The organism is Thermogemmatispora argillosa (assembly GCF_059696725.1).
The window spans coordinates 4,259,792-4,285,476 of record NZ_AP019377.1; the positions used below are offsets into that span (position 1 = coordinate 4,259,792).

The window sequence follows — 25,685 nt, forward strand, 5'->3', positions numbered from 1 at the left end:
TGGTGATCTTCTTCTTGCTGCTGTAAGTAAGTCTATGCCGCGCATCAGGGCAAGTCAATAGCACTACAGGCGCCGATAGCTATCTCGCAGCGGCTGTAAGCCTGCGTGACCCAGCAGGCGCCAGCGCTCGTTCCAGTCCTTGCCCTGGCCGTCCGGAGGGATCAGGCAGCAGTTGACAGCCCGTCCCTGTTCACGAAGCTGGGCGCTGAGGCGAGCCGTGGCCTCGCCTCCTCCTTCATCACCGTCGAGGGCCAGCAGAACACTACGCACGTGAGGGGGAAGCCAGGTGGCGGGCAGCGCGACGCCGGCCAGAGCGACGACCTCTTCTGCGCGGAAACCAGCAGAGAGCAAGGCTAGACGGTCGAAGGTCCCCTCGACAACAATGAGCTGAGAAGAGAGCTGCTCTGGTGGTACGCTAAAACAGCCGGCAGGGTTCGTTTTGATCCAGCGCTGAGGACGTCCAAGGCGCTCTAGAAGCTGCTTGTGAGCGTTTTCATCCATACCAGGACGCCAGCCCCAGAGGGTGCGCCCGATGTAGCCTCGGCTGCCCGCAGCCTGGAGGGGAAAGATCAGCCGTCCGCTCCAGCGCTGCAGAAGACGCCGCTGTCTGGCACGCGGCAACCCGGCGATAATGGCCGGCGTGAGAAGGCCAACGCCGTGAGTGAGCGCGATCTCCAGGGGAATGGCTCGCTCGCGAAGATAGATACGTCCCTGGTGGGTAGTTTTGAGCGCCTCTTGCATCGCAGGCTCCAGCGCCTGGAGCAAGTGCCGCTCTTCCTGCTGCCAGCGGCTGAGGAGACCGGCCCCAGGCGTCCGCTCTTCGGACCGCGCTGGCATTTGAGAGGCAGAAGCGGAGGTCAGGCTGCTCAGGGATGCCGGGACCTTGACCAAATGTTCCCCCTCGCCAGCAGCTCCCAGAAGGTGCCGGGCAGTGTTCGGGTTCCATTCGGCAATCAAGACTCTGGCCTGGCAGGTGGCATTGAAGCAGTGGCCCCAGCCACTGGATGGGTCAATCGAGAGCGAGCGCTGATGATCACTACCGTGAATCGGGCAAAAGGCACGTACCCGACTACCTGTAAGCCGTGGTTGGCGGAGCTCACTCTCTGAGAGGATCTCGATGCGTTTGCCTCGGCGGGTCAAGATGGTGATCATGCCTGCAGCCCTTCTGTGCTCCTTTCCGGCGTCGCTTCTTAACCATCCCCGCCAGCTCTCTCCAGGTGGCGATCTGCTTGATGACGCCTGCTTGCGCCGCTCTCCTCCTGCTCATTGCAATTATAGAATATTTGTTCTGATCTGTCGAACTCTCATTCTTGCCCGAGGCGAGCCGGGCTTCAGTTCAGTTCGGGTCATGAGCTTCCCGACAGGAAGAGATGAGCGCTTGGATCAGGGGAACCGCTCTGCGTTCTCCTCCTGGTGGGAGAGTTGCTCCGTTCCTTGACAGCGATAGCTATCTGTTATACCCTGTTTGTGAGTGAAGAGCGCGACGACGATTAGAACCTGCAGGAAAAGGCTGGAATTATATATAGATTGAGCCTTTCGTGCGCTTGTTGCATAGATAGAGAGGACCGACAATGTATCGACGGAAGCCTTTTGGACGCCACCGAGGTTGGTTTTTCTGGTGGTTCATCCCGCTATTCTTTCTGGGACCAGCGCATTGGTGGTGGGGTTGGGGGAACGCGGTGTTTAGCATCATGTTAAGCGTCTTTCTGATTGCTCTGCTTGCCTGGGGCCTTTCATTCCTCTTTGCCGAGGAGGGTCCAGCGGCGGGGCAGCACTGGCCGATGGGGAGAGGTATGTGGCAGCAGTGGCAGCAGCCACCCCAGAGGCCCCAGGGGCCGTCGGGGCCAGCAGGAATGTACCAGGCTCCCTATTCTGGCGAACAGGAGCAGCGCTATCACCAGGGATATCGAGCCCAGACCGGGCCGCGTCCGAATGAGGTGGCGGGGGCGAGTTCCCAGGGAGCTCAATCAGCGACAGGGCGTCCTCAGCCGCAGTACGAAGAGCCTCAGGTCGAGTATCCACTTGAAGAACCACCGCTGGTGCAATAGGCTGGGCCGGGCGTTCCGCCCTGCCGGCCGCCCAGGCTCCCAACAGTGTGTCAATACACTTCATATGGTACCATTGTGGGAGTGATTTGACGAAGGGCCTCAACTCCCGGGATACTGCATGGCGAATGATGTTGATGTGCTTATGAAGATAAAGCCCCGGGAGGTTGCTCAGTGGTCCTGATTGTGCTGCTAGCTGCTGTGCTACTGCTGATCCTGGTATCCAGGCTTGGACGTCGTGGCAACTGGCATCAGCGCTGGCTGCGCTCTAATCACGAGAGCAGCAGGCTGTTTTCCATCGCTTCAGGGGGCCAGGGATGGCTAACCTCTCTTCCTCTCCACCTGCTGCAGAGAGTCCAGCGGAACGGCCCTCAAAAGCCCGGCTTGGCTCTGGCTCTGCCAGCGATCTGGTACCGGCGCTGGCGCGTGATGCTCTCGCTGATTCTGCTTGTGATGTTCCTTCTGGCACTCTCCATGACCAGTGCTCTGGCCGATGGTGGACAGCTACCCTGGAATGCGGCCTTAACCTTTTTTCGCAACAGTCGTAGCCAAACCCTGGATGTCCAGACGCTGCCTCATGGCTTCAATGCCTCGCGCAATCTCGTACGTATCTCCCAGCTTGATCCCTCGCAGTACTCCTCTCCAGAGGAATATGCAATATGGGCTTACTCTGCCTGTTCGGCGGCAGCTATGACAGAGGTCTTTAATGCCTATGGTCGGCACTATCGCATCAGTGATGTGCTGCATGTCGAGGCAGCTCTTGGGCAAATCACACCCGAGCTGGGCCTGGTTTCACCAGCGGGCATAGCCATCACCGCCGCCCATTTTGGCTTTCGCACCGAGTGGGGGGAGCATTGGTCGCTGGAGCAGTTGCTGGCCGTGGCCAACAGTGGCGCGCCGGTGATCGTCAGCTTCCCACCGGATCGCTATGCCGGTGGCCATCTGCTCGTCGTTCTGGGAGGCGACGCCTCCTCTGTCTATCTAGCCGACTCCTCAGCCTGGAATCGCCGCGTTCTCAGCCGCGAGCAGTTTCTGCAATGGTGGGGTGGCTACGCGGCTGTGGTGACACCTCTTGACTAAGCGGCATCCGGTGCGGTTTTCTCTTCCTTGCTTGAGGCTGACCCCAGGCCAGAGGCCTTCATGAGGGGTGGCAGCTACATACACGCAGAACCTCCGTGCTTCTGACCCTGCTGCCGCCGGTAGGTTGGCGATACATCCAAAGCGCCTGACGGCCAGGCGCGGCCCTGGAGCGCTCAGGAAGTGAGCGATAAAAGCAGGTGCCAACTGGGGAACAGGGCTAGCGTAAGGGGCGCATCCCGAGCATGGAGATCGACTCATCAAGAGAAAGGCGCAGCCAGGAAGGCCCGCCGGGGACGCCTTTGGTCTGGGGAAGTGGTGGAACAGTGACAAGCGGCGCAGGCGATGTGCATAGGCGTCAGGTGGATAGCGCTGGCTGGTCGGGGAGAGCGTACAAACCCTTGACAATAGAACACAAGTTCGCTATACTTGCATAATGCCTATCCTGTCCGCGCATGGTATGCAAACAGGACCAGCGCGCGCAGGCGGCCTCGTCCCGTGCAGCCTGCCGGAGCGCAATGCTGTGCGAAGGCCAGGCGCGTCAGGCCAGAAGGGAGGGAAGTGCCGGCAGGGGGCAGCTTCGACGAGGCGGGCACAAGAACAGTCAGCGGGTGCCGAGAGGCGGCCAGTCTTGAAAGGGGGGCTGGCGGGCCGACTCGGGTGAGCCGGGTTAGCCGCTGATAGTTATGCAGGTGTGTCGATAAAACGCTGGACCAGCGTTGCCGTCTCGCTGAGCTTTCTGGACTGCCAGCCTGTGCCGCTTCTCCTTTCCTTTGCCGAGCTGATCACCTGCTTCTACCCTCACTCGCCCTCGCTCAGCCCCTCGCCTCTTCCCCCCCACATATGGCTCTTCGCTGGCTGGGAAGATTCTCCGGCTTCCCGGTTGTTATTACCAGTGGATTGGATAATAGATCTGAAATGTGCTATTATAAAATCGGAAAAGTGAAAAGTCTCAATTTCCCGGCCCAAAGCGGGGAAGCGACTGGCGTTTTGTCTCTTCCATTTCGGACAAACTGAGCGGCTTCCCTGACGGGACGGGCAGATCGGGAGTTCCAAATTCTCAGCGAAATTTCAGCTAATTCACAGTTCCTCTTAATAGAGGAGTGTTTTACTCATATTAGCTGGAAATGATAGAACGCTCCAGGCGAACTGCCTGGAACTGTAATCCAATCGAATTCAGTAGAGAGGAGAGGGAAAACCTATGGCTCGTCGGGAAAGTGCAGTTGTGGATCGCGAGCGCGATTCTCGTGAAGAGTATACGACAGAGTTGCTCACTGTCAGCGAAGTAGCGAAGCGCCTCCGTGTCGATGACACCACGGTGCGCCGCTGGATCAAGACCGGTGCACTGCAGGCCATTACTCTGCCGCACAAGGGCAAGCGCGAGGTCTATCGCGTTAAGAAGAATACTCTAGACGAGTTGCTGAACACGCCCGCGACTGCCGCTTCGTGAAAGACGCAGCGCAGATCGCAGGCAGTTCGGCGGCGATCCAAGCCCAGGAAAGAAAGTCGGACCCGAGGGATCTCCCTCGGGTCCGTTGTTTGCTACTCACGGCCTTGGCGACCGTGGCTGCCGTGCCTGGATAAGTTCGAGCCCAGGCTCAAAGTTGCCCTGACAGGATAGACCTGTGAATCAATGCCCGCCCAGGCGACGTAGCTCAACCTGACCATTGCGCACGCGTACGGCATAGCGTGGCGCCGGCACGGTTGCCGGGCCAGTCAAGACGCGCCCATCGCGCACGCAGAAGCGCGAGCCATGCCAGGGACACTCTACCACATCGCCGTCAAGCGTTCCCTCATCCAGAGGACCTCCCGCATGAGGACAAGTGGCCGAGATAGCATAGTACTGCTCACCACGACGCAGCAGGAGCACAGGCACGCCAGCTACGGTCACCCGATAGAGATGCCCCTCTTCCACGTTGCTGACGGGGAGCACCGGCTCAAAGTCCTCTCCCGCTGCCTCCCAGGCTGTATGGTTGACATTGGTGCCTTTCACAAAGACCATATCCCCGCCCAGATAGCCAGCTACCAGCAGAGCCACAAAACCAATGAAGCCGAGCACGGCGGCAACAAGGCTTTCGTTCGTGGGCGAGAGCAGACGCAAGATGAATGAGATCAGATAGAGGAGAAAAGCCGCTGTATTGAGCAGGCCATGATAGAAACCGACCGTTCGCTCGGCGCCATAGGTATCGCTCCAATCGGCCAAACCGGTGAAGAGTGCTCCCAGGGCGGCAATGAGCCCGACAATGATGCTCACCAAAGCCCCGCGCGCCGCCCAGCCGTTGCTGACTGGGGCAATCAGCCAAATAATATCGAGAATAACGGTCAAGGTCCAGGCACCGATGGGCAGATCAGTAATAGCCGGATGCAGGGGATGGCCCCACGGGGTGCCGCTGAGGAGGCTTTTCAGCAAGCGTGGCGGCTTCTGGGTGCCGCCGGTCAAGACACGGGCCAGAGACTGCAGACTATCGCCGAAGCGATCAGCAACAGACTGCCAGACGTTGGCCGTTGACGGGGTCGGCTCATGGGTTGTGTCGCTCATGGTGCTCTCCTTTGTCTCTTCACAAGGGCTGATGTGATAGCTTGGACATTTACCCTCACCCACCTCATTCAGGTGGGGCTGGATGCGTTCCCCCTGTGAGTTCAGCTCGCAGAGGCTGGCGGCTATCTGCCCCACTCGCTCCCAGGCACAGAAAGAGCAATGGCGAGCAGAGCTATACCCGGTGGGTCTCGGGCGTCCCTCAGTGCTCAGTGCAGGCCATTGCCCTGGCCCTAACCGGTGAGCCTGGTTCGCCATTGCCCTGCGTCTCTTCCTACTCCGCTTCTGCACAAGAGCAAGCAAGCGAGCGTCGACAGACAGCAGACGATTGTGAAAAATCTAGCTGATCGGCTCACGTGTTTTCCCGGGCAGACTTCCCAGCCTTCAGCCCCCTCTTCTCTTTCCTGATATACCATACGCGCTAAAGAAAGTCAAGAAAGTCAAATAATTTCTTGACTTTAGAACGCCTCTCTGCTACACTGAAGCAGAGCAAGCGAACCGTTGAGAGTTAGTCAGGAAGTGAAAGGCTGATGGCTGTAGGTCAGGCCCACTGGCGCTTTTTCAGAAGCACACGCGGGCGCATTGTTGCCTTACTCTCGCGTGGAGGGGCGACAGTTGAAGAATTGGCCCAGCAATTAGGACTGACCGATAATGCGGTCCGGGCCCATCTGGCGACGCTAGAGCGCGACGGCTTCGTGATCCAACAAGGGCAGCGGCGCGCTGCTCAAGGGAAGCCCGCTTACATTTACGAGCTGACGCCAGCGGCTGATCGCCTTTTTCCGCGCGCCTATCAACCGACCCTGGAGGCGCTGCTTGAACTGTTGACCGAGCGGCTCTCTCCCAGTGAACTAGAACAGCTACTACGTGATCTTGGCAAACGCCTGGCGCGGCGCTGGCATCTCAGCAGAGAGCCGGAGAAGATGGCCGAGCCGCTAAGTCGTGTGCACTGGGCTGTGGCCGCGCTCAATGAGATAGGAGCCTTGGCGGAAGTAGAGGAGACAGCTATCGAGGCGCAGGAGGACCACCCTGGCCGCCAGGTGCTGATACGCGCTGCTAGCTGCCCGCTGGCCGCTCTGGTTCCTGCCTATCCTTGCCTCTGCCTCATGATCGAAGCGTTATTAACTGAGTTAACAGCATTACCTGTACGGACCCGTTGTCGGTGCACCGAGCGACCGCAATGCTGCTTTACGATCGAGCTTTTGGCTGAGCGACCAACGACGGATTAGCCTGCTTGGCGCCAGGCGGTGCCAGCCGATCTGATCGGCGAAGCGGGAGTTGGAGGCGGGTGCCCTTGGAGCGCTTCCCTGTTCGTCCTCTTTGCCGCTTTCAACTGCAGAGCATGCATGGTACAATGAAAAGGAAACGGCCTTGTAGCAATCCCCAGGGAAGGAAAGGACAGAGTCGCAATGTCTGAGACTCCCCACGAGGGCGGGCATATATCGCCACCCTACGGCAGCGAGCGCCAGTTTCAGATCTACATGGCGGGCCTACAGGGGCAGCTTCCGGCCCTCCCTCTAGATGTAGAGGAGCTGGAACGGCGCGCCAAGGAGCGCCTGAGTCCCGAAGCCTATGACTACGTGGCGGGGGGCGCTGGCGCGGAAGATACCATGCAAGCCAATCTGGCGGCCTTTCGACGCTGGGTGATTGTCCCGCGCATGCTGCGCAACATTGCGCGACGTGATCTCAGCGTCGAGCTGCTGGGAGTGCGCCTGCCAGCGCCGTTGCTGCTTGCCCCGATTGGTGTTCAATCGATCATTCACCCCGAAGCCGAGCTGGCAGTAGCACGGGCTGCCGCTTCATTAGGCATACCCTTTGTTCTGAGTACTGTCTCCTCGCACACACTAGAGGAGGTGGCTCAGGCGGCAGGCAATGGGCCGCGCTGGTTTCAGCTCTACTGGCCTGCCGATGCCGAGTTTTGTGCCAGCCTGGTCCAGCGTGCTGAGCGAGCCGGCTACAGCGCCATCGTAGTCACGCTCGATACGCGCCTGATCGGCTGGCGTCCACGTGATTTGCAGCGGGCCTATCTGCCGTTCCTGCAGGCTCAAGGTTTGGCCAATTATTTCAGCGACCCCGTCTTTCGCCGAGATTTGCCACAGCTTCCCGAAGAAAATCCTTTCCCAGCGATTCAAAAATATGTCTCCAGTTTTGGTCATTTAACGCTTCAATGGGAAGATCTCGCTTTTCTACGTGAGCATACACGACTACCGGTGTTGCTCAAGGGAATTCTCCATCCCGACGATGCGCGCCGGGCCGTAGAGTGTGGTGTCGATGGTATTGTCGTCTCGAACCACGGTGGGCGCCAGGTTGCAGGGGCGATTGCGGCTCTCGATGCATTGCCGGGTGTAGTGGAGGCTGTGGCCGGACAGGTTCCTGTGCTCTTTGACAGTGGCATTCGGCAAGGAGCCGATATTGTCAAGGCGGTGGCGCTAGGGGCGCGAGCCGTCTTGCTTGGGCGTCCCTACATCTGGGGGCTGGCTCTAGGTGGAGAGGCTGGCGTGCGTGAGGTGTTGCAGAATATGCTGGCCGACCTGGATCTCACCCTGGCCTTAAGTGGTTTCGCCGCCGTCAGCTCGCTGGATCGTTCAGCCCTCGCCAAAGCCGAGAGAGCGTGATAAGATAAAGAAGAAAAGCGAGGTGCGCCGCCTCTGTCTGTGGGCAAGGAAAGCAGCCAAACAGGCGCCCCGCTGGAGAGACAGCTAGTTCTGACGAGCATGCCCTGAAGGAAGCAAGGCGTAGCAGCAGGAGAGCAAGCGGTTTCCTTTTCCCCCCACTGGCCACTGAGGGGCAGTGTGTGCCAGAGGAGGGGGAAACAACCGTTAGCTAGCTAACCTGCTCGCTCACGCGCTTGTGCCTGAGCGGACCTGCGGGAAGCAACAGACAGTCTTTCTCTATCATCAGCGTTGGGAGGAGGTTGTCAGAAGACAGGTTTGTCGTTGGCTCCGGCTTTTCCCGACCAGGTAAGGGAGAGCACGGCTGCACACTGAACTGTTAGTTAGACGGCAAGGGAGAGGAGTCCACGACAACAGGCACTGAAGGAAGTTGTCACCTTATCCAGGGAACAGAAGAGCGCTGCCAGCCGAGAGAGCAGAGAAGAAGGGCATCGCCTGCAAGAGGATGAGTGATCCTGTCTGCCGCTTGCAAATGCAGTATGCCTGCAGACCGGAAGCTCAGAGGAGATAACAGGCGATGGGAAGAAAAGTCAAAGATGTGATGACCACGACAGTGGTAACGGTCCGGGAGGATCAGACAAAGCAACAGGCTGCAGCTTTGATGGCGCGCCATCGGGTCAGTGGGCTACCGGTGGTCAACGAAGAGGGGATGATCACCGGGCTTGTCACTGAACATGATGTCTTAGCGCGTCAGGGGCGGCTCGTGCGGGAAATTATGACTCGCGGCCTGATCAGTGTGAGCGAGGAGACCGAGCTAGAAGACGTCGCCCAGTTACTGGTGAATCGGCGTATTCGGCGCTTGCCGGTGCTTCGGGAGGGGCGATTAGTCGGTATTGTCAGCCGGGCTGACCTGGTCAGGGAGGTAGCGACGCGCTGGACCTGTCCCGTGTGTGGAGAGGTCGCGCCTGGTGAGGAGCCGCCGGAGGGCTGTCCGCGCTGTGCTGCGCCTCAGATGGTGGCGTCAGCCGAGCCGGCTCCTCCTGGGTTCTAAGGCTGCTGGCCTATTAGAAAACGCGGCTCAGGCCAGCAGCAAAGTGCTGGCTCTGTGCTCTTGCCTGTTCCGGCTCGCTCTTGTTCCGACGCTTGAACAGAGCGCGATCAAGCCAACGCAATCTTGTTGATGCAGTGTCGATTAGCCAGAGAAAGAAGAAGTAGTGTACCTATGGAGACCAGACAACAACGCAAGGCAGCCGCGCAGGGAGCTGGGCCGAGTGATGCCCGCTCCTCGGCTTCGCTGCTCGAAGGAACGGACCGCGAAACGCTCCTTAATTACTACTATCAGATGGTCCTCATTCGCTATTTTGAGGAGAAAGCCGGCGAGATGTACACCCGTGCGCGCATCGGCGGCTACTGTCACCTCAACCTTGGCGAAGAGGCCACGGTGGTCGGCTTCTGTGCCGGACTAGAGCCTGACGATTACGTCTATACCAACTACCGCGAGCATGGTTATGCCATCTGCCGGGGCATCTCGCCCGCCGTGGTCATGGCCGAATTGTTCGGCAAGAAGACCGGTTGCTCCCTTGGGCGTGGGGGCTCGATGCATCTCTTTGACATCAAGCGCCGCTTCATGGGTGGCTATGGCATTGTAGGCGGGCAACTGCCCCTAGCGGTGGGGGCTGCCTTTGCGCTGGCCTACCGGGGGGCGCGCGAGATCGTAGCTTGCCAGATGGGGGATGGTACCACGAATGGCGGTCCTTTCCATGAATCGCTCAACCTGGCCAAGCTCTATCGGCTACCGGTGGTCTTTCTCATTGTGAACAATCAGTACGGCATGGGCACGCGCGTTGACCAGGGGTCGGCAGTCCCTGATCTTTATCGCAAAGCCTGTGCCTATGACATGCGCAGCGAGCGTGTTGATGGCACGGATGTCCTGGCCGTTTTAGAAGCCGTACGCACGGCAGCTCGCATTGCTCGCGAGGAGCGTGAGCCGAGCCTCATCGAGGCGGTCAGCTACCGCTTCCGGGGGCACTCGGTCGTTGACCCTGACCGCTATCGTCCTGAAGACGAAGTCCGGCGCTGGCGTGAGCGTGATCCTATTCTGCTTTATGCGGCCCGGCTCAAGGAAGCGGGGCTGATGGATGATGCCAAGCGCCAGGAGCTGGAGGCGCGGGCTCAGCAGGAGGTCGAGGAGGCGGTGCGCTTTGCCGAGGAAAGCGAGTTCCCCTCTGTCGACGAACTCTACGACTTTGTCTATGCCGGTGAGGGAGGGCGCTGAGTATGGCCGAGATGACCTATCGCCAGGCTCTACACGATACCCTGCGCGAGGAGCTGCTGCGCGATGAGAATGTTTTCCTGATCGGCGAGGAGATCGGACGTTTCGAAGGCTCCTACAAGATCACTGCCGGTCTCTTGCAGGAATTTGGTCCAAAGCGGGTGGTTGATACGCCGATCTGCGAGAATGGCTTTGTGGGGCTGGCGATCGGGGCTGCCATGCTGGGACTGCGCCCGATCGTGGAAATCATGACGATCAACTTCATTGCGCTGGCAATGGATGAGATCGTCAATCATGCGGCCAAGATCTACTACATGTTTGGCGGTCAGTGCCCGGTGCCGCTGGTGATCCGTACTCCGGGTGGAGGTGGTCAGCAGCTTTCTGCCACCCATTCCCAGAACCTGGAGGTATGGTTTGCCCATGTTCCCGGCCTCAAGGTCGTAGCGCCTTCCACACCAGCCGATGCCCGTGGTCTCTTGCGGACCGCTGTCCGTGACGATAACCCGGTGCTCTTCCTGGAAAATCTGGCGCTGTACAATACGCGGGGCGAGGTGCCCGAGGGGGACTACACGATCCCCTTTGGCAAGGCTCAGGTCATGAAAGAGGGCCATGATCTGACCATCATCAGCTACTCGCGTATGGCGGTTGTCGCGCTCGATGTGGCTCGTCGCCTGGAGCAGGAGCGGCAGCTCAGCATTGAAGTTGTGGATGTGCGCTCTTTGCGTCCGCTTGACCATCAGACTATTGTCAATTCGGTGAAGAAGACCAATCGCGCCATCATTTTTGAAGAGGACTGGCGTTCCTATGGGGTCGGGGCCGAGCTAGCGGCCACTATTCAGGAGGAAGCGTTTGATTATCTAGATGCGCCCATTCAGCGCGTGGCCGGTGCGGAGGTGCCGCTCCCCTATTCGAAGCCTCTGGAGCAGGCGGCTTTGCCAAGCGCGCGGCAACTGGTGGAGGCGGTCGATCGCCTGGCTATTCGGAAGAGGAGGATCGTCTATGCCTGAGGTGACTATGCCCCGGCTCAGCGATACGATGCAGGAGGGGACGATCGTCCGCTGGTTGAAGAAGCCGGGCGATCGCGTTGAGCGGGGGGAAGTGCTCGCTGAGATCGAGACCGACAAGGCAACGATGGAGCTGCAGGCCTATGAAAGTGGGGTATTGGAACGGATTGTCGTCCAGGAAGGGGAGAGCGCGCCAATCGGCCAGGTGATTGCGGTAATTGGGAGTGGCGCTGCGGCTGCTCAAGAAGCCAAAGCCCCAGGCGCGGCTTCCCAGGCGCCGAACGCTTCATCTGCAGCAGGTGGTAGCACTAGCCGCGTTGCAGATGAAGGCGCCGTCAAGTCTCAGGAGATTCAAAGGGAGATAGCGCCTCGGCAGCGAACAGTGACGCCTGTTGAGGTGCCTTCATCGACAGCGCCTGTCGGTCAGGAGAATGGGGATCGCGTTATTAAGGCCTCGCCATTGGCCCGTCGCTTAGCGGAAGAGCACAATATCGATCTGCGCCAGATCCGTGGTTCCGGCCCTGGCGGGCGCATTGTGCGTGATGATATCGAAGCGTTCCTTGAGAGTCGCCGGGCGGTGGCTGCCGCGACTCCGGCGGAGGCTGCGCCGGCACCAGCTCCGGCGGCGGTAGCCGAGGCGGGGGCTGCGCCGGCGGAGGAGCTTGTCCCGCTCTCGCGCATGCAGGCGACTATTGCGCGGCGCCTGACCGAATCCAAGCAGACAATTCCGCATTTCTACGTCAGCACTGAGATCGACATGACCGAGGCCCTGGCGCTGCGCCGCCAGCTAAACGAGAGTGCCGGCGAGGGGGGCATCAAGGTTTCGATCAACGATCTCATTGTGAAGGCTTGTGCCCTGGCCCTGGAGAAATTCCCGGAGGTCAACAGCTCCTATCGTGATGGCCAGTTTGTGCGTCACCAGGCCATCAACATCGGCATTGCGGTGGACATTCCCAATGGCCTGGTGGTGCCGGTGATTCGCGATGCCAACCTGAAGGGGGTGCGCACCATTGCCCGTGAGGCGCGAGCTTTGATCGAGAAGGCTCATGCGGGCAAGCTGACACCTGCTGATCTCTCGGGCGGCACCTTCTCGATTTCGAATATGGGCATGCTCGATGTTAGCGAGTTCATCGCGGTGATCAATCCGCCCGAAGCGGCTATCATGGCAGTGGCTTCGGTGCGCCGCACCTTCGTGCCTATCAACGATCAGCCTGTGCTGCGTGATATGATGCATGTTACCGTCTCGGCTGATCACCGTATCCTCTACGGGGCGACGGTGGCGCGCTTCCTGCAGGAAGTCAAGCGCTTGCTGCAGAACCCGTTTAGCTTGCTGGGGTAAGACTGAAGCTGGCTAAGCTCAGCAATGAGCGACATGTGTGGGCGGCTTCTCCTGCCTGCTTGTTTGATGGCTGAAGGCTGACCGCCAGGCAAGCCGGCGGGAAAGACCGTCCTATCTTGCAGACAGTGAGGAGGCTCCTCGGCTAGTGCCGCAGGGACCTCCTTTGTCTGTTTTGGCTGCTGGGAGGGAGTAATCGAGTTTTCCTCTTCAGAGTGGAGAATCTCATCCTTTTGTTGTGACTCTGTTCTATTGGCGCAGCGTCTCACCTTTGCGCGGGCTTAGCCAGTCGCCCTTTCCGCTTGCTCCGGCTGGGCCAGACGATTTCGAACGTGGGCAACAATGTCCTCTCGCTGGCGCTGGCCTGGCAAGTCTGGCTCATGACGCATTTGGCCACAGCTGGGGCGACGCGGGCTGCTGGCCTATCTCTTGTTGATGCTGAGCGCAGCAGGGATGCTTTCCCTTGGCCTGATCCCGGCGGCCTTGGCCCTCTGGCTAGTCCCGCTGGCGTCGATCCTGATCGGCTTTGGCCTGACCTTTTTTAACACGGTCTACTTCACCATTTTGCAGGAGCAGGTACCTGGTGATAAGCTAGGGCGTGTCATCAGTCTGGATACCATTGGCTCTTTGGGTCTAGCTCCGCTGGGGCAGGTGCTTGGAGGGACGTTGAGCGATCGAGTCGGAGCGGCTACGGTCTTTCTGCTCTTTGGGACCCTGGGGCTGGGCATAGCTTTTATCCGTTGCTCGTGCGAGAGGTTCGAGAGACGCTCTAAATAGGGATAGATCTCTGTGCCAATGTTGGAGCAATTGGCTGCTTCCTGTAGAGAGGAAGGCGTAGCTCATTAGAAAGGGCATGCGCCCCAGTCTCTCCCCGCGCCTGCTCAGGAAAGAGCGCCCCTTTTTGACCCTGGAGCAGGCTCGCCGTCTGCTAGAGGGAAGCAGAGGGCATCGCCTGGAACTTCCGGTAGCGCTGGCCTTACTCTGTGGCCTGCGAAGAGGGGAGATTTGGGCGTTACGTTGGACGGATATCGATCTGGAACATGCGAAGATGAGGATCAGAAGAACGGTGGACTATCTTCCTCACTATGGCTATGTAGAAAATGAGCCAAAGACGCCAACAGGCATGTCCCGGTTGTCCTTGCCTGTGCTGCTGATAGAGAAGCTGCACCAGCAGCGGGAGCGCCAGGCAGGCTGGCGCAAGAAACGTAGAAAGAACAGGACCTGGTCGTTACCGATCTGTCTGGGGGCTATTTCAATCCTCGCTACTTAGAGCGGCTCTTTCGTCAATTGCTGCAGCGGTTGGACTTGCCGGCGATCCATTTTCACGATCTCCGGCATACATCGGCCACCTTGCTGTTGCAGGATGGGGTGGACACCAAGATCATCCAGCTCCTCTTGAGACATCGAGACTTCAGTGTGACGGCGGGCATCTATGAGCACGGCTCGGTAGAGTTACTGAGAGAGGCGATGAAACGGTGGAGTGCCCTGGAAGGAGGAGAGAGAACTGTCGACTGAACTGCCACACGAGGGAGGTAACAGAGCGAGGCCGCTTCAGAAGCGGCCTCGACGTGGTGGAGATGGGGGAGAGTCGAACTCTCCGCCACCCAAGCCCTCTTTCCCCCCCATGTTTGTCAACCTCGATCAGAAGCTCGCTCTTTCCCCCACCTTGTCCAATCGTCGCGTTGCTTTTCCAAGGCTGTCGCCTCGCTGAACTGACACTGAAACTGACAGACTCGTATCCACTAGCCCCGCTGATCAGCAGCGGGCAGCACTGCACCTGGAGGATCACGCCACTGTTGCCGCCGGCGACGGGCCGGCTGCGCCCGAGTGACGACGATCGGCGGGCTGCTGAGGCGGTGGCCGCCGCACTGGGGCACAGCCGGGTCGATGTCGTCCTGCGGCACTATCTGCGCTGACCGTGTTCCGAAAGGAGCGCAGGATGAGGTGGCTCAAGCAGATCTCCCCACAGATGGATGGGTCGGAGGCCTGCTGGAGCTGCGCGTCCTGGCACCCCAGGCAGGGCAGGACGGGGAGGCGCGACGTTCTCTCGGAAGCGATCGCTGCAGAAAGGAGGCCGTGAGATGGAGCAGCAGCATCAGCTCAAGCGCATGGGGGGAAAGTGGCAGTGCGAGCGGTGTGCCAAGGAGTGGGAGAGCAAGCCCAGGTCAAGCTGTGCAGGCATGCGCGTCTGGAACTCCTGGGCGATTGACTGGGAGCGGCTGGCCACCGTGACAGGGCTTCGACGTCGGGGGTTACGGCTCGCTCCGAGGCAGCAGCCAGCGGGCTGCTATGAGCGGTCAGCAGGACGGCCTCGGCGGGTGCTGCTCTATTGGATCAAGGAGGCGGTGCCGGCGAGGCCGCTGGCTGCGGCGCAGCGGCAGGCCTTGGAACGGGCCAGAGAGGGCTGGCGCCGGTGGCGCACGTGTGCGCACTGCGGGGGCGTCATCGAGCCGGAACGGCGCCGGCAGAGGCGACGGAGCTGCTGGGCCTGCGAGGAGGAAGAGCGGCTGCAGCAGCGGCGGAGGGAAAGGCGGGCCTGGCTGCAGGACGCACTGCGGCGGAAGCTCGTGGTGCTTGACACGGAGACGACGGGCTTACCGGAGGACCCAGGGTTCCAGGTGGTCGAGGTAGCGGTCGTCAGCGGAGCAGGGGAGCTGCTCTTTCGATCCCGCGTCCGGCCCGACGCGCCCATCACCCCGGGGGCGCAGGCGGTTCATGGGCTACGGGAAGAGGATCTGAAGGAGGCGCCGACGTTCCCAGAAATCTGGGGAGCGCTTTCCAGGCTGTTAGAGGCCTCTGACTCCATCTGGACCTACCATGCGGCCTTCGACCGACTGGCCCTGGAGGCCAGTGCGCGACGCTGGCGGGTGGAACTGCCAGGCTGGCTGACGGCGAGGGAGAAATGGCACTGTCTCATGGAGCTGTATGCGGAGTGGATGGGGCTGGAGGATTGGGTGCCGCTGGAGCGGGCCTGTCGCCAGGAGGGGATCGCGGCAGGCTGGCACCCGCACACGGCGGAGCTGGATGCACAGGCGGCGCTCGCGCTGCTGCGGGTGCTGGCGGGACTGGAAAAGGTATGAGCAACCGAACCGTTCGGGGGCCAGCGGCACAGGAAAGGCACGCTCCCGGCAGCGCTCGGCCCGGCCTGAGCACAGCCGCCAGCCTGTCGCCGGTAGCCCCCCTCAGACGATGATCGGCGGGCTGCAGAGGCAGTGGCTACCACGGGCGGGCACAGCCGTGAAGCGCTCGCCCTCACGTGCCAGGGCGCTCGTTGCCGTGCTGCTGCTGGAGCAGCGTCAGGATCTGCCCTACCTGCTGCTCCAGGCGATCAAAGCGCTGATCCACCTGGGCAAAGCGCTGGTCGATCTGAGCAAAGCGCTGGTCGATCTGGGCAAAGCGCTGATCCACCTGGGCAAAACGCTGATCCATCCGCTGCTCCAGGCGCTCCAGACGCTCCTGGACCTGCCCTACCTCGCCGCTGAGCACTTCCACGCGCTGCTCGATCCGTTCTGTGCGCGCCTTGAGCGTGTCCAGGTCCGTGCGCAAAATCCCATAGAGAATCGTCGTGTCCTTCGCCAGGTTCCGATACACAAACTCAAGTTCGCTCACCCGCCGCTCCAAATCGGCGATCCGCTGTTCCATCGCGACGGTCCTTTCTCCGGCATCCCCCGCCAGGCTCACCGCAGACTACTCGTATTCAATCCCCATCTTCTGCATCATCTTACGCTGGAACGTGTTCAGGAGAGACATACTCTGCTGCTGCTCATTGAGCCGCGCCTCCAGCGCACTCAGCCGCTGCTCAAAGCCGGCCATCCGCTGCTCAAACGTATGCATGCGGATCTCCATCGCGTTCAACCGATGGCCCTGATCTCGCACCTCCGCCACCAACTGCTGCAGCAGCCCAATGATATCGGTGAGCTGCCTGCTCACCTTCGCCTCAAATGCGCCAAAGCGCTGCTCCAATGATCCGTGCTCCATCATGCGCTCCTCAGAGGACAAGCCACACCATGCTCCTTCGACCTGAGCATACCATCGGGATCAACCGCTGTCAACCCTTCCTGGAAGGCCCAGCCCTGCCGCTGCTGCCGCTGCTGCCGCTCCCTTCGAGCATCCCGGCTCCCGCTCTCCCCTGCAGCGATCCTCGAAGGGCTTTCCAGGCCGTCTGAGGGCCACAGTGGCTGGCATCATAGCCGTATAAAAGCGGTCACTCCTGACCGCTTTTTGGGGATCATCGAAAACCCTTGACGGGCGCCGCTCCTGATGCTACTCTAGAGAGGACGCCGTCGGAAGGCCGCGTAAGCCCGATGGGGGATTGAAACAGCCAGGTCCATCCATGTCTCCGCAGGAGATTGCCGTCGGAAGGCCGCGTAAGCCCGATGGGGGATTGAAACCTATCGCTGGATGAGGTCGAATGCGCGCCCGAATGACCGTCGGAAGGCCGCGTAAGCCCGATGGGGGATTGAAACAACCGCCGTGACCACGATCCAGTAAGTATTTGCAGGTCGGAAGGCCGCGTAAGCCCGATGGGGGATTGAAACCGGGCATTGCATCGAAATCCCCGAAGATTTGCTGCTGTCGGAAGGCCGCGTAAGCCCGATGGGGGATTGAAACCGGGCATTGCATCGAAATCCCCGAAGATTTGCTGCTGTCGGAAGGCCGCGTAAGCCCGATGGGGGATTGAAACCATGCTCTCGCCTCCAGAGCTAAGCGAGCTGCTGCCGTCGGAAGGCCGCGTAAGCCCGATGGGGGATTGAAACGAGATCCAGCGGCCTTCCCGGAATGAATTCTGCGAGATGTCGGAAGGCCGCGTAAGCCCGCTCTGGGATTGAAACTGCGGAGATCTGCCTGGGGAAATATAATTGAGGCAGTCGGAAGGCCGCGTAAGCCCGACGGGGGATTGAAACAGGGATGAGAACCCGCTTCATGGGACGAGAGATAGCGCCGCGCCACCCAGGTCAGACCCCCGCTCTCGTCCGCTCTGGGAAGAGCACGAAAAATCGAACAGCCTTGACGGGCGCCGCCCCAGATGCTCTCGTAGAGAGGGGAAGGCGTCACATCGCCGCTTCTGCCCGCCCAGAGATCGGCAGAGCAGAGAAGGACGAACGAAAAGGACAGCGAAAATGCCCACGCAAGAAGAGCGATTGAGTCTACTGGAGCAGACGGTTGCCGAGGATCGGCCTGTCCTGCGAGATGTGGTCTACGAACTCACCATTGTTAAAGGATTAGTGACGGATCAGGTGCGCGTCACCAGCACGCTCTCCGAGCAGCTCCGCACGATTGCCGACCGACTCGCTCATCTGGAGCAGCAACTGGATCAGATCTTGACACTCCTTCATCCCCCCTTCCTGACGCTCCTCCCTACTCCGAGATGAGAACCCGCCGCTGCTGCCGCTCCCTTCGAGCATCCCGGTTCCCGCTCTCCCCTGCAGCGATCCTCGAAGGGCTTCCCAGGCCGTCTGATGGCCACAGTGGCTGGCATCATGGCCGTATAAAAGCGGTCACTCCTGACCGCTTTTTGGGAATCATCGAAAACCCTTGACGGGCGCCGCTCCTGATGCTACTCTAGAGAGGACGCCGTCGGAAGGCCGCGTAAGCCCGATGGGGGATTGAAACGCATGGACCATGGACAATGAAGAACCAGAGAGGAGGAGTCGGAAGGCCGCGTAAGCCCGATGGGGGATTGAAACCGATTACGGGAGCTAACGATCCGGATTCGGTGAGTTTGGTCGGAAGGCCGCGTAAGCCCGATGGGGGATTGAAACCTATCGCTGGATGAGGTCGAATGCGCGCCCGAATGACCGTCGGAAGGCCGCGTAAGCCCGATGGGGGATTGAAACAACCGCCGTGACCACGATCCAGTAAGTATTTGCAGGTCGGAAGGCCGCGTAAGCCCGATGGGGGATTGAAACCGGGCATTGCATCGAAATCCCCGAAGATTTGCTGCTGTCGGAAGGCCGCGTAAGCCCGATGGGGGATTGAAACCGGGCATTGCATCGAAATCCCCGAAGATTTGCTGCTGTCGGAAGGCCGCGTAAGCCCGATGGGGGATTGAAACCATGCTCTCGCCTCCAGAGCTAAGCGAGCTGCTGCCGTCGGAAGGCCGCGTAAGCCCGATGGGGGATTGAAACGAGATCCAGCGGCCTTCCCGGAATGAATTCTGCGAGATGTCGGAAGGCCGCGTAAGCCCGCTCTGGGATTGAAACTGCGGAGATCTGCCTGGGGAAATATAATTGAGGCAGTCGGAAGGCCGCGTAAGCCCGACGGGGGATTGAAACAGGGATGAGAACCCGCTTCATGGGACGAGAGATAGCGCCGCGCCACCCAGGTCAGACCCCCGCTCTCGTCCGCTCTGGGAAGAGCACGAAAAATCGAACAGCCTTGACGGGCGCCGCCCCAGATGCTCTCGTAGAGAGGGGAAGGCGTCACATCGCCGCTTCTGCCCGCCCAGAGATCGGCAGAGCAGAGAAGGACGAACGAAAAGGACAGCGAAAATGCCCACGCAAGAAGAGCGATTGAGTCTACTGGAGCAGACGGTTGCCGAGGATCGGCCTGTCCTGCGAGATGTGGTCTACGAACTCACCATTGTTAAAGGATTAGTGACGGATCAGGTGCGCGTCACCAGCACGCTCTCCGAGCAGCTCCGCACGATTGCCGACCGACTCGCTCATCTGGAGCAGCAACTGGATCAGATCTTGACACTCCTTCATCCCCCCTTCCTGACGCTCCTCCCTACTCCGAGATGAGAACCCGCCGCTGCTGCCGCTCCCTTCGAGCATCCCGGTTCCCGCTCTCCCCTGCAGCGATCCTCGAAGGGCTTCCCAGGCCGTCTGATGGCCACAGTGGCTGGCATCATGGCCGTATAAAAGCGGTCACTCCTGACCGCTTTTTGGGAATCATCGAAAACCCTTGACGGGCGCCGCTCCTGATGCTACTCTAGAGAGGACGCCGTCGGAAGGCCGCGTAAGCCCGATGGGGGATTGAAACGCATGGACCATGGACAATGAAGAACCAGAGAGGAGGAGTCGGAAGGCCGCGTAAGCCCGATGGGGGATTGAAACCGATTACGGGAGCTAACGATCCGGATTCGGTGAGTTTGGTCGGAAGGCCGCGTAAGCCCGATGGGGGATTGAAACATTCCGTCTGCCGACAATCGCCTGCGGCGTCAACAGAGTCGGAAGGCCGCGTAAGCCCGATGGGGGATTGAAACCTTGCGAGATACCTTGGTCGAGAGATCTCCTATGAGGGTCGGAAGGCCGCGTAAGCCCGATGGGGGATTGAAACAATGAGCTTCGCCCCGTAACGGTGACGCAGCGAAGATGGGTCGGAAGGCCGCGTAAGCCCGATGGGGGATTGAAACAGGGATGAGAACCCGCTTCATGGGACGAGAGATAGCGCCGCGCCACCCAGGTCAGACCCCCGCTCTCGTCCGCTCTGGGAAGAGCACGAAAAATCGAACAGCCTTGACGGGCGCCGCCCCAGATGCTCTCGTAGAGAGGGGAAGGCGTCACATCGCCGCTTCTGCCCGTCCAGAGATCGGCAGAGCAGAGAAGGATGAACGAAAAGGACAGCGAAAATGCCCACTCAAGAAGAGCGATTGAGTCTACTGGAGCAGACGGTTGCCGAGTATCGGCCTGTCCTGCGAGATGTGGTCTACGAACTCACCATTGTTAAAGGATTAGTGACGGATCAGGTGCGCGTCACCAGCACGCTCTCCGAGCAGCTCCGCACGGTTGCTGACCGCCTCGCTCATCTGGAGCAGCAACTGGATCAGATCTTGACACTCCTTCATCCCCCCTTCCTGACGCTCCTCCCCACTCCGAGATGAGAACCTGCCACTGCTGCCGCTCCCTTCGAGCATCCCGGCTCCCGCTCTCTCGTGCAGCGATCCTCGAAGGGCTTCCCTGGCCGTCTGTGGGCTACAGTGGCTGGCATCATAGCCGTATAAAAGCGGTCACTCCTGACCGCTTTTTTGGGATCATCGAAAACCCTTGACTGGCGCCGCTCCTGATGCTACGCTAGAGAAGGTGCCGTCAGACCGCTGCTCCAGCCCGTTGAGGGATTAGAACGCGAAGGTGGCTTCTATGGTCGGCATGTCTGCGGATGTCAGAACGCTGCTCCAGCCCGTTGAGGGATTAGAACCCCACGGAGATGATGTGATCGATGAAAATCCCTCTACGGTCAGACCGCTGCTCCAGCCCGTTGAGGGATTAGAACTCATGACGCGGCTGAGACGAGGATAGGCGATATTCCGTCAGACCGCTGCTCCAGCCCATTGAGGGATTAGAACGCTGCGGGCGGGCCTGCTGCTTGCTCCCCGATCGAGAGATCGAGAAGAGGGCAGCAGCCGCAGCGGAGGCGCTCGGCCGTGATCCCTGGCGTTCTTTCCCCTCTGTGTTCCTCTGATATTCCTCTCTTTCAATAAGAAAGGAGGGCTAGATGCCCATTCCCCTGATTCTGCCTGCCCGCCGACGCGGGTGTCTGTAGGCAGGCAGAACACCGCTCCAGCCTGGAGCAGGATTAGAACAGGCCGCAGGGGGCTTGCGCCTTCCGACGTCCCCGCTTTGTGTTAGAATGCCACTCAAGCCTGATCCCAATGAGAGACGCTATACTCTCGGGATAAAACGAAAAAACTTGCGACGAGAAGCAGCCGGTTGAACATCACTACTGCGCCCTCCCTTGATCGGCAGATGCGATCCACCTCAATAATCGGCGTTCCTCTTGAGATCTTGAGCCAGCTTTGTTCCTGTTTTGATGGAAGACGCGCAATAATATCTTCATGAACCTGATTGATGACTATACCATGCCGCTGTTTGATTGCCTCGACAACATCCATGCGGGCATCCGCTTTCATCTGCTCGATGAATTCACCGGCAAGCTCTTGAGGATAAAAATTTTCTGCAATCCGCATGTAAGCGGTAATCGTTCCCTGCCTTCGGATGCGGCGAACAACAAGAGCATTTGGCGGTACTCCCATGAGATTAGCAATTGCCAGCGGCACTGGAATCAGCGCAGGTTCTTCTAGGTTTTCCTCAATAGGTTCCAAACCCATCTCCTTTAGATAGAGGTCGAACCGAGGGAGCAGACCTGGAATCCGGGTTCGGCTGGCTCGAATAAAGATCCCTCGCTGACCGAGGCTAGAGAGTAAGCCCTCGGCTTGGAGCCGCTGCAGCACTTTGTTCATCGTTTCTTGGGAGGTTCCGAATTCCTTCGCCAGCATCCTTAGCCCAGGAAGGCGTCCTTGGGTCCCGTAGGCTCCCCCAAGGATTCGACGGCGAAGCTCGTCGGTAACAGAATCTATCTTTGAGTCTGGCGACATGTGATCCTCCTCTGCTCTAGGGTATATCCTAGGATAGCGCTTGGTGACATGGGAAATCAATACCATTAAAATGATGCTTGACAAAGTGGTCTAGATCATTGTATTCTTAGTCTAGAGCATTTGCTCAGTATTCATATCTTGGCCTGCGTGGCTGCTCAGGCAGGCCTTTTCAGAACCTTCGACAACCGAATACGGGTCGGCCTGCCAGGGGCCGGCGCCCGCGGCCAGAGGGAGAGGGAGGAGGAGGCAGCCCGCGGAAAAGGCCGCTGCGGGCGGGCCTGCTGCTCTCGCCCCCGATCAGGAGAGGGAGAGGGCAGCAGCCGCAGCGGAGGCGCACCGGCCAGCAGCCCTGGCGTTCATTTCCCCTCAGAATTCCTCTAGAATTCCCCCTTCGAAAAGAAGAAAGGAGGGCTAGATGCCCATTCCCCTGATTCTGCCTGCCCGCCGGCGACAGGCGCGCCGGCGCACGCCGACCTATGATGAGGTCGTCGCCCGCGCTCGGCGGAAGCTGTGCGGGCGGGTCATCGAGATCCCCGAGGATCTATTATTCCCCAACCGGCGACGGCTGCCGCCGCGGATCGGGCGGCAGCCTGGCGCGCAAGGCGTCGTGGCCTCCGTCAGCGAGGGAGGCAGCGTGTGCGTGGTGCTTGAGTGGGGCGAGCGGCGCTATTTCGGGGTGTCTCTCCTGCTTGAGCGATGCCGCGTGGTGTCGTAGTGTGAAGTTCTCTCTGAGAAAGGAAACGGTATGCCTCTCTCCTATCGAGATATGGAATGGTACCGTCTGCATGAGGCAGAGCCTCCCGCGTGGGAGCAGCCTCAGCGCTTCCCTGACGAGGCTCCCTGCCCGATCTGGCTGGTGCCGCCTGCCCATCGGGCGGCCCGTGTTGCCGATATCCTGGCCGCGGTAGAGCAAGCGACGGGAGCAGGTCCGTCCGAGCAAGAGGCCGAGCGTCTCCTGGAACTGCTGCCGGGATGGCTCACACGGCTGGGCGTGCGCTGGGACCCGCAGGAGGGGCTGCGCTGGTGGTCGTGTCCGAGCGGGCCGCTGGTAGTCTGGCGGCGCGCTGTCTCGAAGCATGCCTAAAGGAGGACAAGATGCTGATGTTGACCGTCGACTTGGTTGTGCTCCGGCCTGGCGAGGGCGGGCCGGAGCTGCTGCTGATCCGGCGCAGCAAGTCGCCATTCCAGGGGCAATGGGCGCTGCCCGGAGGCAAGGTCAAGGTGGAGGAGGGCGAGTCGGTGGAGCAGGCGGCGGCGCGCGAGCTGTGGGAGGAGACCGGCCTGCGCCTGTCGCCGAAGCAAATCAATCAGGGGGTCGTCGGGATCTTTGCCGATCCGGGCCGAGATCCGCGAGGGCGAGTCGTGAGCTGCGCGTTTCTGGCACGAGTGCCAGCAGGGACGCAGGCCCGGGCCGGCGATGATGCGGCGGAGGCGGCCTGGTTTGCCCTCGGGGCGCTGCCGAAGCCGCTGGCGTTTGATCATGGGGCGATTGTTGAGGCCGCCCTCATGCACCGCTCGCGAGAGGTGGAGCATGGAGCTTTCGCTGGATGACTTTGCCGATTGGCTGCTGCGGCATGCCTCAGAGCACGTTGGGCAGCGCGGGCGCTATTTTGATCATCCGCTGGCCCGCTGGCTCTCGGAGCGCAGCGGGAGGCTGATGGGCGTGGACAGCGCCGCAGGGACCTATGGTCAGGCGCTCTGCTCGCCCCGGTGCTGGCGGCCGCTTCCCTGGTGGGCGGTCCGGTTCGCGGCGCTGATGGAATGCCCGCATTTCAGAGCCATCACGGGCGAAGAGGCGTTTGCGCTGCTGGTAGAAAGTCTCTAACCATACCGAACGCCGCTCCCTCTTGGAGGAGAAGTAGAGCGTCTTGTCGTGCCTCTTGGAACCGCTTCGTGGTTCTCCACTCTCTCCTTGCAGGAGGTGTTGCATGCCTCCCTCCCCTTCTCCCTGTTTCCCCGATGAAACGCATCTGCGCGTGGCCCTCTGCCAGTGGCAGCAGACCCTTCTCGGCTGCCATGCCTCGCTTGGGCAGGCGCAGGCGGCCATTGCAGAGCTGGTGGAGCAATTTGGGGCGGAGACCTCACTAGAGGAACTGATCCAAAAGCTCGTGGCCCAAGACCTCGCTCGGCAATTGAGCGAGCGCCGGGCGAGGCGGGCCACGATGCTCCCCTCAGCTTGATGTGTCGCTGAATGGAAGACCAGGGCGCGCCGCTGGTCCCGCAAACCTCCCGGCGCGCCCCACGGCCAGGCCGCGGGGCCATGCCGTGCCCCGCGATCCTGCCTTGTTCCCTCTCCATTATAGCCCCGGTGCCTTTGAGGGCGCAACCCCTGGCGGGTAGCTTCACAGAGGAGGGAGCAGCGGTCGCAGTGCCGGCGCGGCGGATCACCCCCAGCGGCCTGGCTCCAGACCAGAAAGGAGCCAGAGATGTCATCTCGACTGTCTTCTCATTCCTCCATGCAATGCGCGCAATGCGGCGCTGTAGCAGAGCAGATGGAGATCTGCGATTTCTGAAGGAGGCCGCTAATGGCTTGGGGACCGATCTGGCGGCGGCAGGCCGAGGGCCAGCAGGACTGCTGTGCGGAGCCAGGCTGCTCCCGCCGCTCGGAGCAGCGGCTCCGTTGCTGGCATTGTGGGAGGCGCTACTGTCGAGCCCACGTCCTGGAGCGGGTGGATGAGGACCCGCCCCGGAAAATACTCTGCCTGGGCTGTGCGATGCAGGCCGGGTGGCTCTAGCCAAGGGGGGGTGAGAATCATGAGCCACATCTCGCGCGTTGTCTTGCTCATCTTTCACAGCGATCCGCAGCAGCCACTCATCTGGCTGCTGCGGGACCGCCGCGGAGCCTGGCACTTGCCTGCCGCCGTGTGCGCGGCGGGTGCCCACACGGGGAAGCTTGCGCTGGTCCTCTTGCAGTCGCTGGCAGGGTCTTGTCCGGGCCAGCGACTGTGGCTCCTGGGCCTCTGGCCGCCTGTGGCGGCCTATCTGGCCCTGCTCCCTGACGGCGCTGGGGGTGAGAGCAGTGCCGGGGGCTGCTGGTGGCCGGCCAAGGAGGCGGCAGCCCTTCTGACAGGCCAGGAAGCCTGGCTCATCAGGCGCGCCAGCCAATGGCTGGCGGACGGAGGGGCAAACCGTCGAGGGCTTGCCTGAAGTCAGCCAGAAAGGAGAGAGCAATGACCTTACAAGAAGCGCTGGCTACAAGTGCCGAGGCGTTGTTTCACTCCCTCATCGGAAAGGAGCAATCGTATGCTGCTATCACCTTCTTCCTTTGACTACACCCAGGGCTACGAGTTGGGGAAGCAACAGAGTGAGGCGTGGGCGTGCTTGCCGACAGCCTCGCTGCTCAGGCAGTTGGCGAGCCTGCTGGAGCGATCGGCGCCTGCCGAAGCTGGGTGGCAGGCAGAATGGGGCAAACGGGCCTGGGTGGTAGGGGTGCTGGAGGGGATGGTTGACGGCCTGGTGGAGGAGCGGAGCGTCTAAGTTTCCGTTCCCA

30 protein-coding genes, 1 pseudogene and 3 CRISPR repeat arrays are annotated in these 25,685 nt (G+C 60.5%); of the genes and pseudogenes, 25 read left to right on the forward strand and 6 right to left on the reverse strand.

The genetic code is table 11. The features are described 5' to 3' along the window. Window positions 1–63 precede the first annotated feature (63 nt). Entirely contained in the window at window positions 64–1,152 is a 1,089-nt protein-coding gene (locus AC6H1L_RS16645; protein WP_497598599.1) for a toprim domain-containing protein, read from the reverse strand. Between the two features lie 419 nt (window positions 1,153–1,571). On the opposite strand from AC6H1L_RS16645, the gene AC6H1L_RS16650 reads away from it, so the two are divergent. The 3 genes from AC6H1L_RS16650 to AC6H1L_RS16660 all read left to right on the forward strand — a co-directional run bounded on the left by AC6H1L_RS16650 (window position 1,572) and on the right by AC6H1L_RS16660 (window position 4,572). After that, entirely contained in the window at window positions 1,572–2,048 is a 477-nt protein-coding gene (locus AC6H1L_RS16650; RefSeq protein WP_497598600.1) for a hypothetical protein, read from the forward strand. Between the two features lie 381 nt (window positions 2,049–2,429). After that, window positions 2,430–3,125 carry a C39 family peptidase gene (locus AC6H1L_RS16655; RefSeq protein ID WP_497598601.1) on the forward strand — a complete coding sequence of 232 codons (696 nt, stop codon included), beginning with the start codon at window positions 2,430–2,432 and terminating at the stop codon, window positions 3,123–3,125. Between the two features lie 1,198 nt (window positions 3,126–4,323). Then, a complete protein-coding gene (locus tag AC6H1L_RS16660) occupies window positions 4,324–4,572 on the forward strand; it encodes a helix-turn-helix domain-containing protein (protein ID WP_112428347.1) in 249 nt (82 codons plus the stop codon). A 180-nt stretch (window positions 4,573–4,752) separates the two neighbouring features. Here the strand turns inward: AC6H1L_RS16660 and AC6H1L_RS16665 are convergent, their stop codons facing one another. Next, the gene (locus AC6H1L_RS16665) at window positions 4,753–5,661 is read right to left on the reverse strand and encodes a Rieske (2Fe-2S) protein (RefSeq protein ID WP_497598602.1); all 909 of its coding nucleotides are present in this window, start codon (window positions 5,659–5,661) and stop codon (window positions 4,753–4,755) included. Window positions 5,662–6,188: 527 nt separating this feature from the next. Between AC6H1L_RS16665 and AC6H1L_RS16670 the strand changes: the two genes are divergently transcribed. The 11 genes from AC6H1L_RS16670 to AC6H1L_RS16720 all read left to right on the forward strand — a co-directional run bounded on the left by AC6H1L_RS16670 (window position 6,189) and on the right by AC6H1L_RS16720 (window position 15,959). Further along, complete coding sequence (locus AC6H1L_RS16670) at window positions 6,189–6,884, forward strand: helix-turn-helix transcriptional regulator (RefSeq protein WP_497598603.1); 696 nt, start codon at window positions 6,189–6,191, stop codon at window positions 6,882–6,884. A 180-nt stretch (window positions 6,885–7,064) separates the two neighbouring features. After that, window positions 7,065–8,270: an alpha-hydroxy-acid oxidizing protein gene (locus AC6H1L_RS16675; protein ID WP_497598604.1), complete on the forward strand. Its 1,206-nt coding sequence runs from the start codon at window positions 7,065–7,067 to the stop codon at window positions 8,268–8,270. A gap of 574 nt (window positions 8,271–8,844) precedes the next feature. Next, window positions 8,845–9,318 (forward strand): CBS domain-containing protein, encoded by a 474-nt coding sequence (locus tag AC6H1L_RS16680; protein ID WP_497598605.1) that lies wholly within the window; start codon window positions 8,845–8,847, stop codon window positions 9,316–9,318. 171 nt (window positions 9,319–9,489) lie between these two features. Further along, complete coding sequence (gene pdhA / locus AC6H1L_RS16685) at window positions 9,490–10,542, forward strand: pyruvate dehydrogenase (acetyl-transferring) E1 component subunit alpha (RefSeq protein ID WP_497598606.1); 1,053 nt, start codon at window positions 9,490–9,492, stop codon at window positions 10,540–10,542. A gap of 2 nt (window positions 10,543–10,544) precedes the next feature. After that, window positions 10,545–11,546, forward strand: a complete 1,002-nt coding sequence (locus AC6H1L_RS16690) for an alpha-ketoacid dehydrogenase subunit beta (RefSeq protein ID WP_497598607.1) — start codon at window positions 10,545–10,547, stop codon at window positions 11,544–11,546. Beyond that, window positions 11,539–12,882: a pyruvate dehydrogenase complex dihydrolipoamide acetyltransferase gene (locus AC6H1L_RS16695; protein WP_497598608.1), complete on the forward strand. Its 1,344-nt coding sequence runs from the start codon at window positions 11,539–11,541 to the stop codon at window positions 12,880–12,882. Before AC6H1L_RS16690 ends, AC6H1L_RS16695 begins: the two co-directional genes overlap by 8 nt. A gap of 450 nt (window positions 12,883–13,332) precedes the next feature. Continuing rightward, a complete protein-coding gene (locus tag AC6H1L_RS16700; protein ID WP_497598609.1) occupies window positions 13,333–13,656 on the forward strand; it encodes a hypothetical protein in 324 nt (107 codons plus the stop codon). A gap of 76 nt (window positions 13,657–13,732) precedes the next feature. Continuing rightward, on the forward strand, window positions 13,733–14,149 hold the full coding sequence (locus AC6H1L_RS16705) for a site-specific integrase (RefSeq protein WP_497598610.1): 417 nt from the start codon (window positions 13,733–13,735) through the stop codon (window positions 14,147–14,149). A gap of 17 nt (window positions 14,150–14,166) precedes the next feature. Then, window positions 14,167–14,394, forward strand: a complete 228-nt coding sequence (locus AC6H1L_RS16710) for a tyrosine-type recombinase/integrase (protein ID WP_497598611.1) — start codon at window positions 14,167–14,169, stop codon at window positions 14,392–14,394. A gap of 167 nt (window positions 14,395–14,561) precedes the next feature. Beyond that, window positions 14,562–14,795 carry a hypothetical protein gene (locus tag AC6H1L_RS16715; RefSeq protein WP_497598612.1) on the forward strand — a complete coding sequence of 78 codons (234 nt, stop codon included), beginning with the start codon at window positions 14,562–14,564 and terminating at the stop codon, window positions 14,793–14,795. Window positions 14,796–14,960: 165 nt separating this feature from the next. After that, on the forward strand, window positions 14,961–15,959 hold the full coding sequence (locus tag AC6H1L_RS16720; protein ID WP_497598613.1) for an exonuclease domain-containing protein: 999 nt from the start codon (window positions 14,961–14,963) through the stop codon (window positions 15,957–15,959). A gap of 172 nt (window positions 15,960–16,131) precedes the next feature. Here the strand turns inward: AC6H1L_RS16720 and AC6H1L_RS16725 are convergent, their stop codons facing one another. Both AC6H1L_RS16725 and AC6H1L_RS16730 read right to left on the reverse strand, forming a co-directional pair. Then, entirely contained in the window at window positions 16,132–16,521 is a 390-nt protein-coding gene (locus AC6H1L_RS16725; protein WP_497598614.1) for a hypothetical protein, read from the reverse strand. Window positions 16,522–16,566: 45 nt separating this feature from the next. Then, window positions 16,567–16,860 (reverse strand): hypothetical protein, encoded by a 294-nt coding sequence (locus tag AC6H1L_RS16730; protein ID WP_497598615.1) that lies wholly within the window; start codon window positions 16,858–16,860, stop codon window positions 16,567–16,569. Between the two features lie 301 nt (window positions 16,861–17,161). Next, window positions 17,162–17,784: direct repeats of the CRISPR family, unit length 37 nt; unit sequence GTCGGAAGGCCGCGTAAGCCCGATGGGGGATTGAAAC. 215 nt (window positions 17,785–17,999) lie between these two features. Between AC6H1L_RS16730 and AC6H1L_RS16735 the strand changes: the two genes are divergently transcribed. The 4 genes from AC6H1L_RS16735 to AC6H1L_RS16750 all read left to right on the forward strand — a co-directional run bounded on the left by AC6H1L_RS16735 (window position 18,000) and on the right by AC6H1L_RS16750 (window position 21,119). After that, complete coding sequence (locus AC6H1L_RS16735) at window positions 18,000–18,251, forward strand: hypothetical protein (protein WP_497598616.1); 252 nt, start codon at window positions 18,000–18,002, stop codon at window positions 18,249–18,251. Window positions 18,252–18,455: 204 nt separating this feature from the next. Then, a CRISPR array of direct repeats spans window positions 18,456–19,155; the repeat unit is 37 nt; unit sequence GTCGGAAGGCCGCGTAAGCCCGATGGGGGATTGAAAC. 215 nt (window positions 19,156–19,370) lie between these two features. Further along, a complete protein-coding gene (locus tag AC6H1L_RS16740; RefSeq protein ID WP_497598616.1) occupies window positions 19,371–19,622 on the forward strand; it encodes a hypothetical protein in 252 nt (83 codons plus the stop codon). A gap of 204 nt (window positions 19,623–19,826) precedes the next feature. Then, window positions 19,827–20,236: direct repeats of the CRISPR family, unit length 37 nt; unit sequence GTCGGAAGGCCGCGTAAGCCCGATGGGGGATTGAAAC. A 216-nt stretch (window positions 20,237–20,452) separates the two neighbouring features. Then, window positions 20,453–20,704 carry a hypothetical protein gene (locus AC6H1L_RS16745; RefSeq protein ID WP_497598617.1) on the forward strand — a complete coding sequence of 84 codons (252 nt, stop codon included), beginning with the start codon at window positions 20,453–20,455 and terminating at the stop codon, window positions 20,702–20,704. Window positions 20,705–20,960: 256 nt separating this feature from the next. Next, complete coding sequence (locus tag AC6H1L_RS16750) at window positions 20,961–21,119, forward strand: hypothetical protein (protein ID WP_497598618.1); 159 nt, start codon at window positions 20,961–20,963, stop codon at window positions 21,117–21,119. A 338-nt stretch (window positions 21,120–21,457) separates the two neighbouring features. Here AC6H1L_RS16750 and AC6H1L_RS16755 read toward each other — a convergent pair whose 3' ends face one another. Together AC6H1L_RS16755 and AC6H1L_RS16760 are read right to left on the reverse strand one after the other, a co-directional pair. Next, window positions 21,458–21,922, reverse strand: a complete 465-nt coding sequence (locus AC6H1L_RS16755) for a UTRA domain-containing protein (protein WP_497601561.1) — start codon at window positions 21,920–21,922, stop codon at window positions 21,458–21,460. A 126-nt stretch (window positions 21,923–22,048) separates the two neighbouring features. Continuing rightward, window positions 22,049–22,261 (reverse strand): annotated as a pseudogene (locus AC6H1L_RS16760) (GntR family transcriptional regulator); the annotation flags it as partial. Between the two features lie 349 nt (window positions 22,262–22,610). Here AC6H1L_RS16760 and AC6H1L_RS16765 point away from each other — a divergent pair. From AC6H1L_RS16765 to AC6H1L_RS16795, 7 genes are all read left to right on the forward strand, one after another. Then, on the forward strand, window positions 22,611–22,910 hold the full coding sequence (locus AC6H1L_RS16765; RefSeq protein WP_497598619.1) for a hypothetical protein: 300 nt from the start codon (window positions 22,611–22,613) through the stop codon (window positions 22,908–22,910). 30 nt (window positions 22,911–22,940) lie between these two features. Further along, entirely contained in the window at window positions 22,941–23,279 is a 339-nt protein-coding gene (locus AC6H1L_RS16770; protein WP_497598620.1) for a hypothetical protein, read from the forward strand. Window positions 23,280–23,290: 11 nt separating this feature from the next. Next, window positions 23,291–23,746, forward strand: coding sequence for an NUDIX domain-containing protein (locus tag AC6H1L_RS16775; RefSeq protein WP_497598621.1), 456 nt, complete (start codon window positions 23,291–23,293; stop codon window positions 23,744–23,746). Further along, entirely contained in the window at window positions 23,727–24,020 is a 294-nt protein-coding gene (locus tag AC6H1L_RS16780) for a hypothetical protein (RefSeq protein WP_497598622.1), read from the forward strand. Before AC6H1L_RS16775 ends, AC6H1L_RS16780 begins: the two co-directional genes overlap by 20 nt. Window positions 24,021–24,123: 103 nt before the next feature. Then, window positions 24,124–24,375: a hypothetical protein gene (locus AC6H1L_RS16785; protein WP_497598623.1), complete on the forward strand. Its 252-nt coding sequence runs from the start codon at window positions 24,124–24,126 to the stop codon at window positions 24,373–24,375. Window positions 24,376–24,949: 574 nt separating this feature from the next. Continuing rightward, window positions 24,950–25,342: a hypothetical protein gene (locus AC6H1L_RS16790; protein ID WP_497598624.1), complete on the forward strand. Its 393-nt coding sequence runs from the start codon at window positions 24,950–24,952 to the stop codon at window positions 25,340–25,342. Window positions 25,343–25,438: 96 nt separating this feature from the next. Next, a complete protein-coding gene (locus tag AC6H1L_RS16795; protein ID WP_497598625.1) occupies window positions 25,439–25,672 on the forward strand; it encodes a hypothetical protein in 234 nt (77 codons plus the stop codon). Window positions 25,673–25,685: the final 13 nt, after the last annotated feature.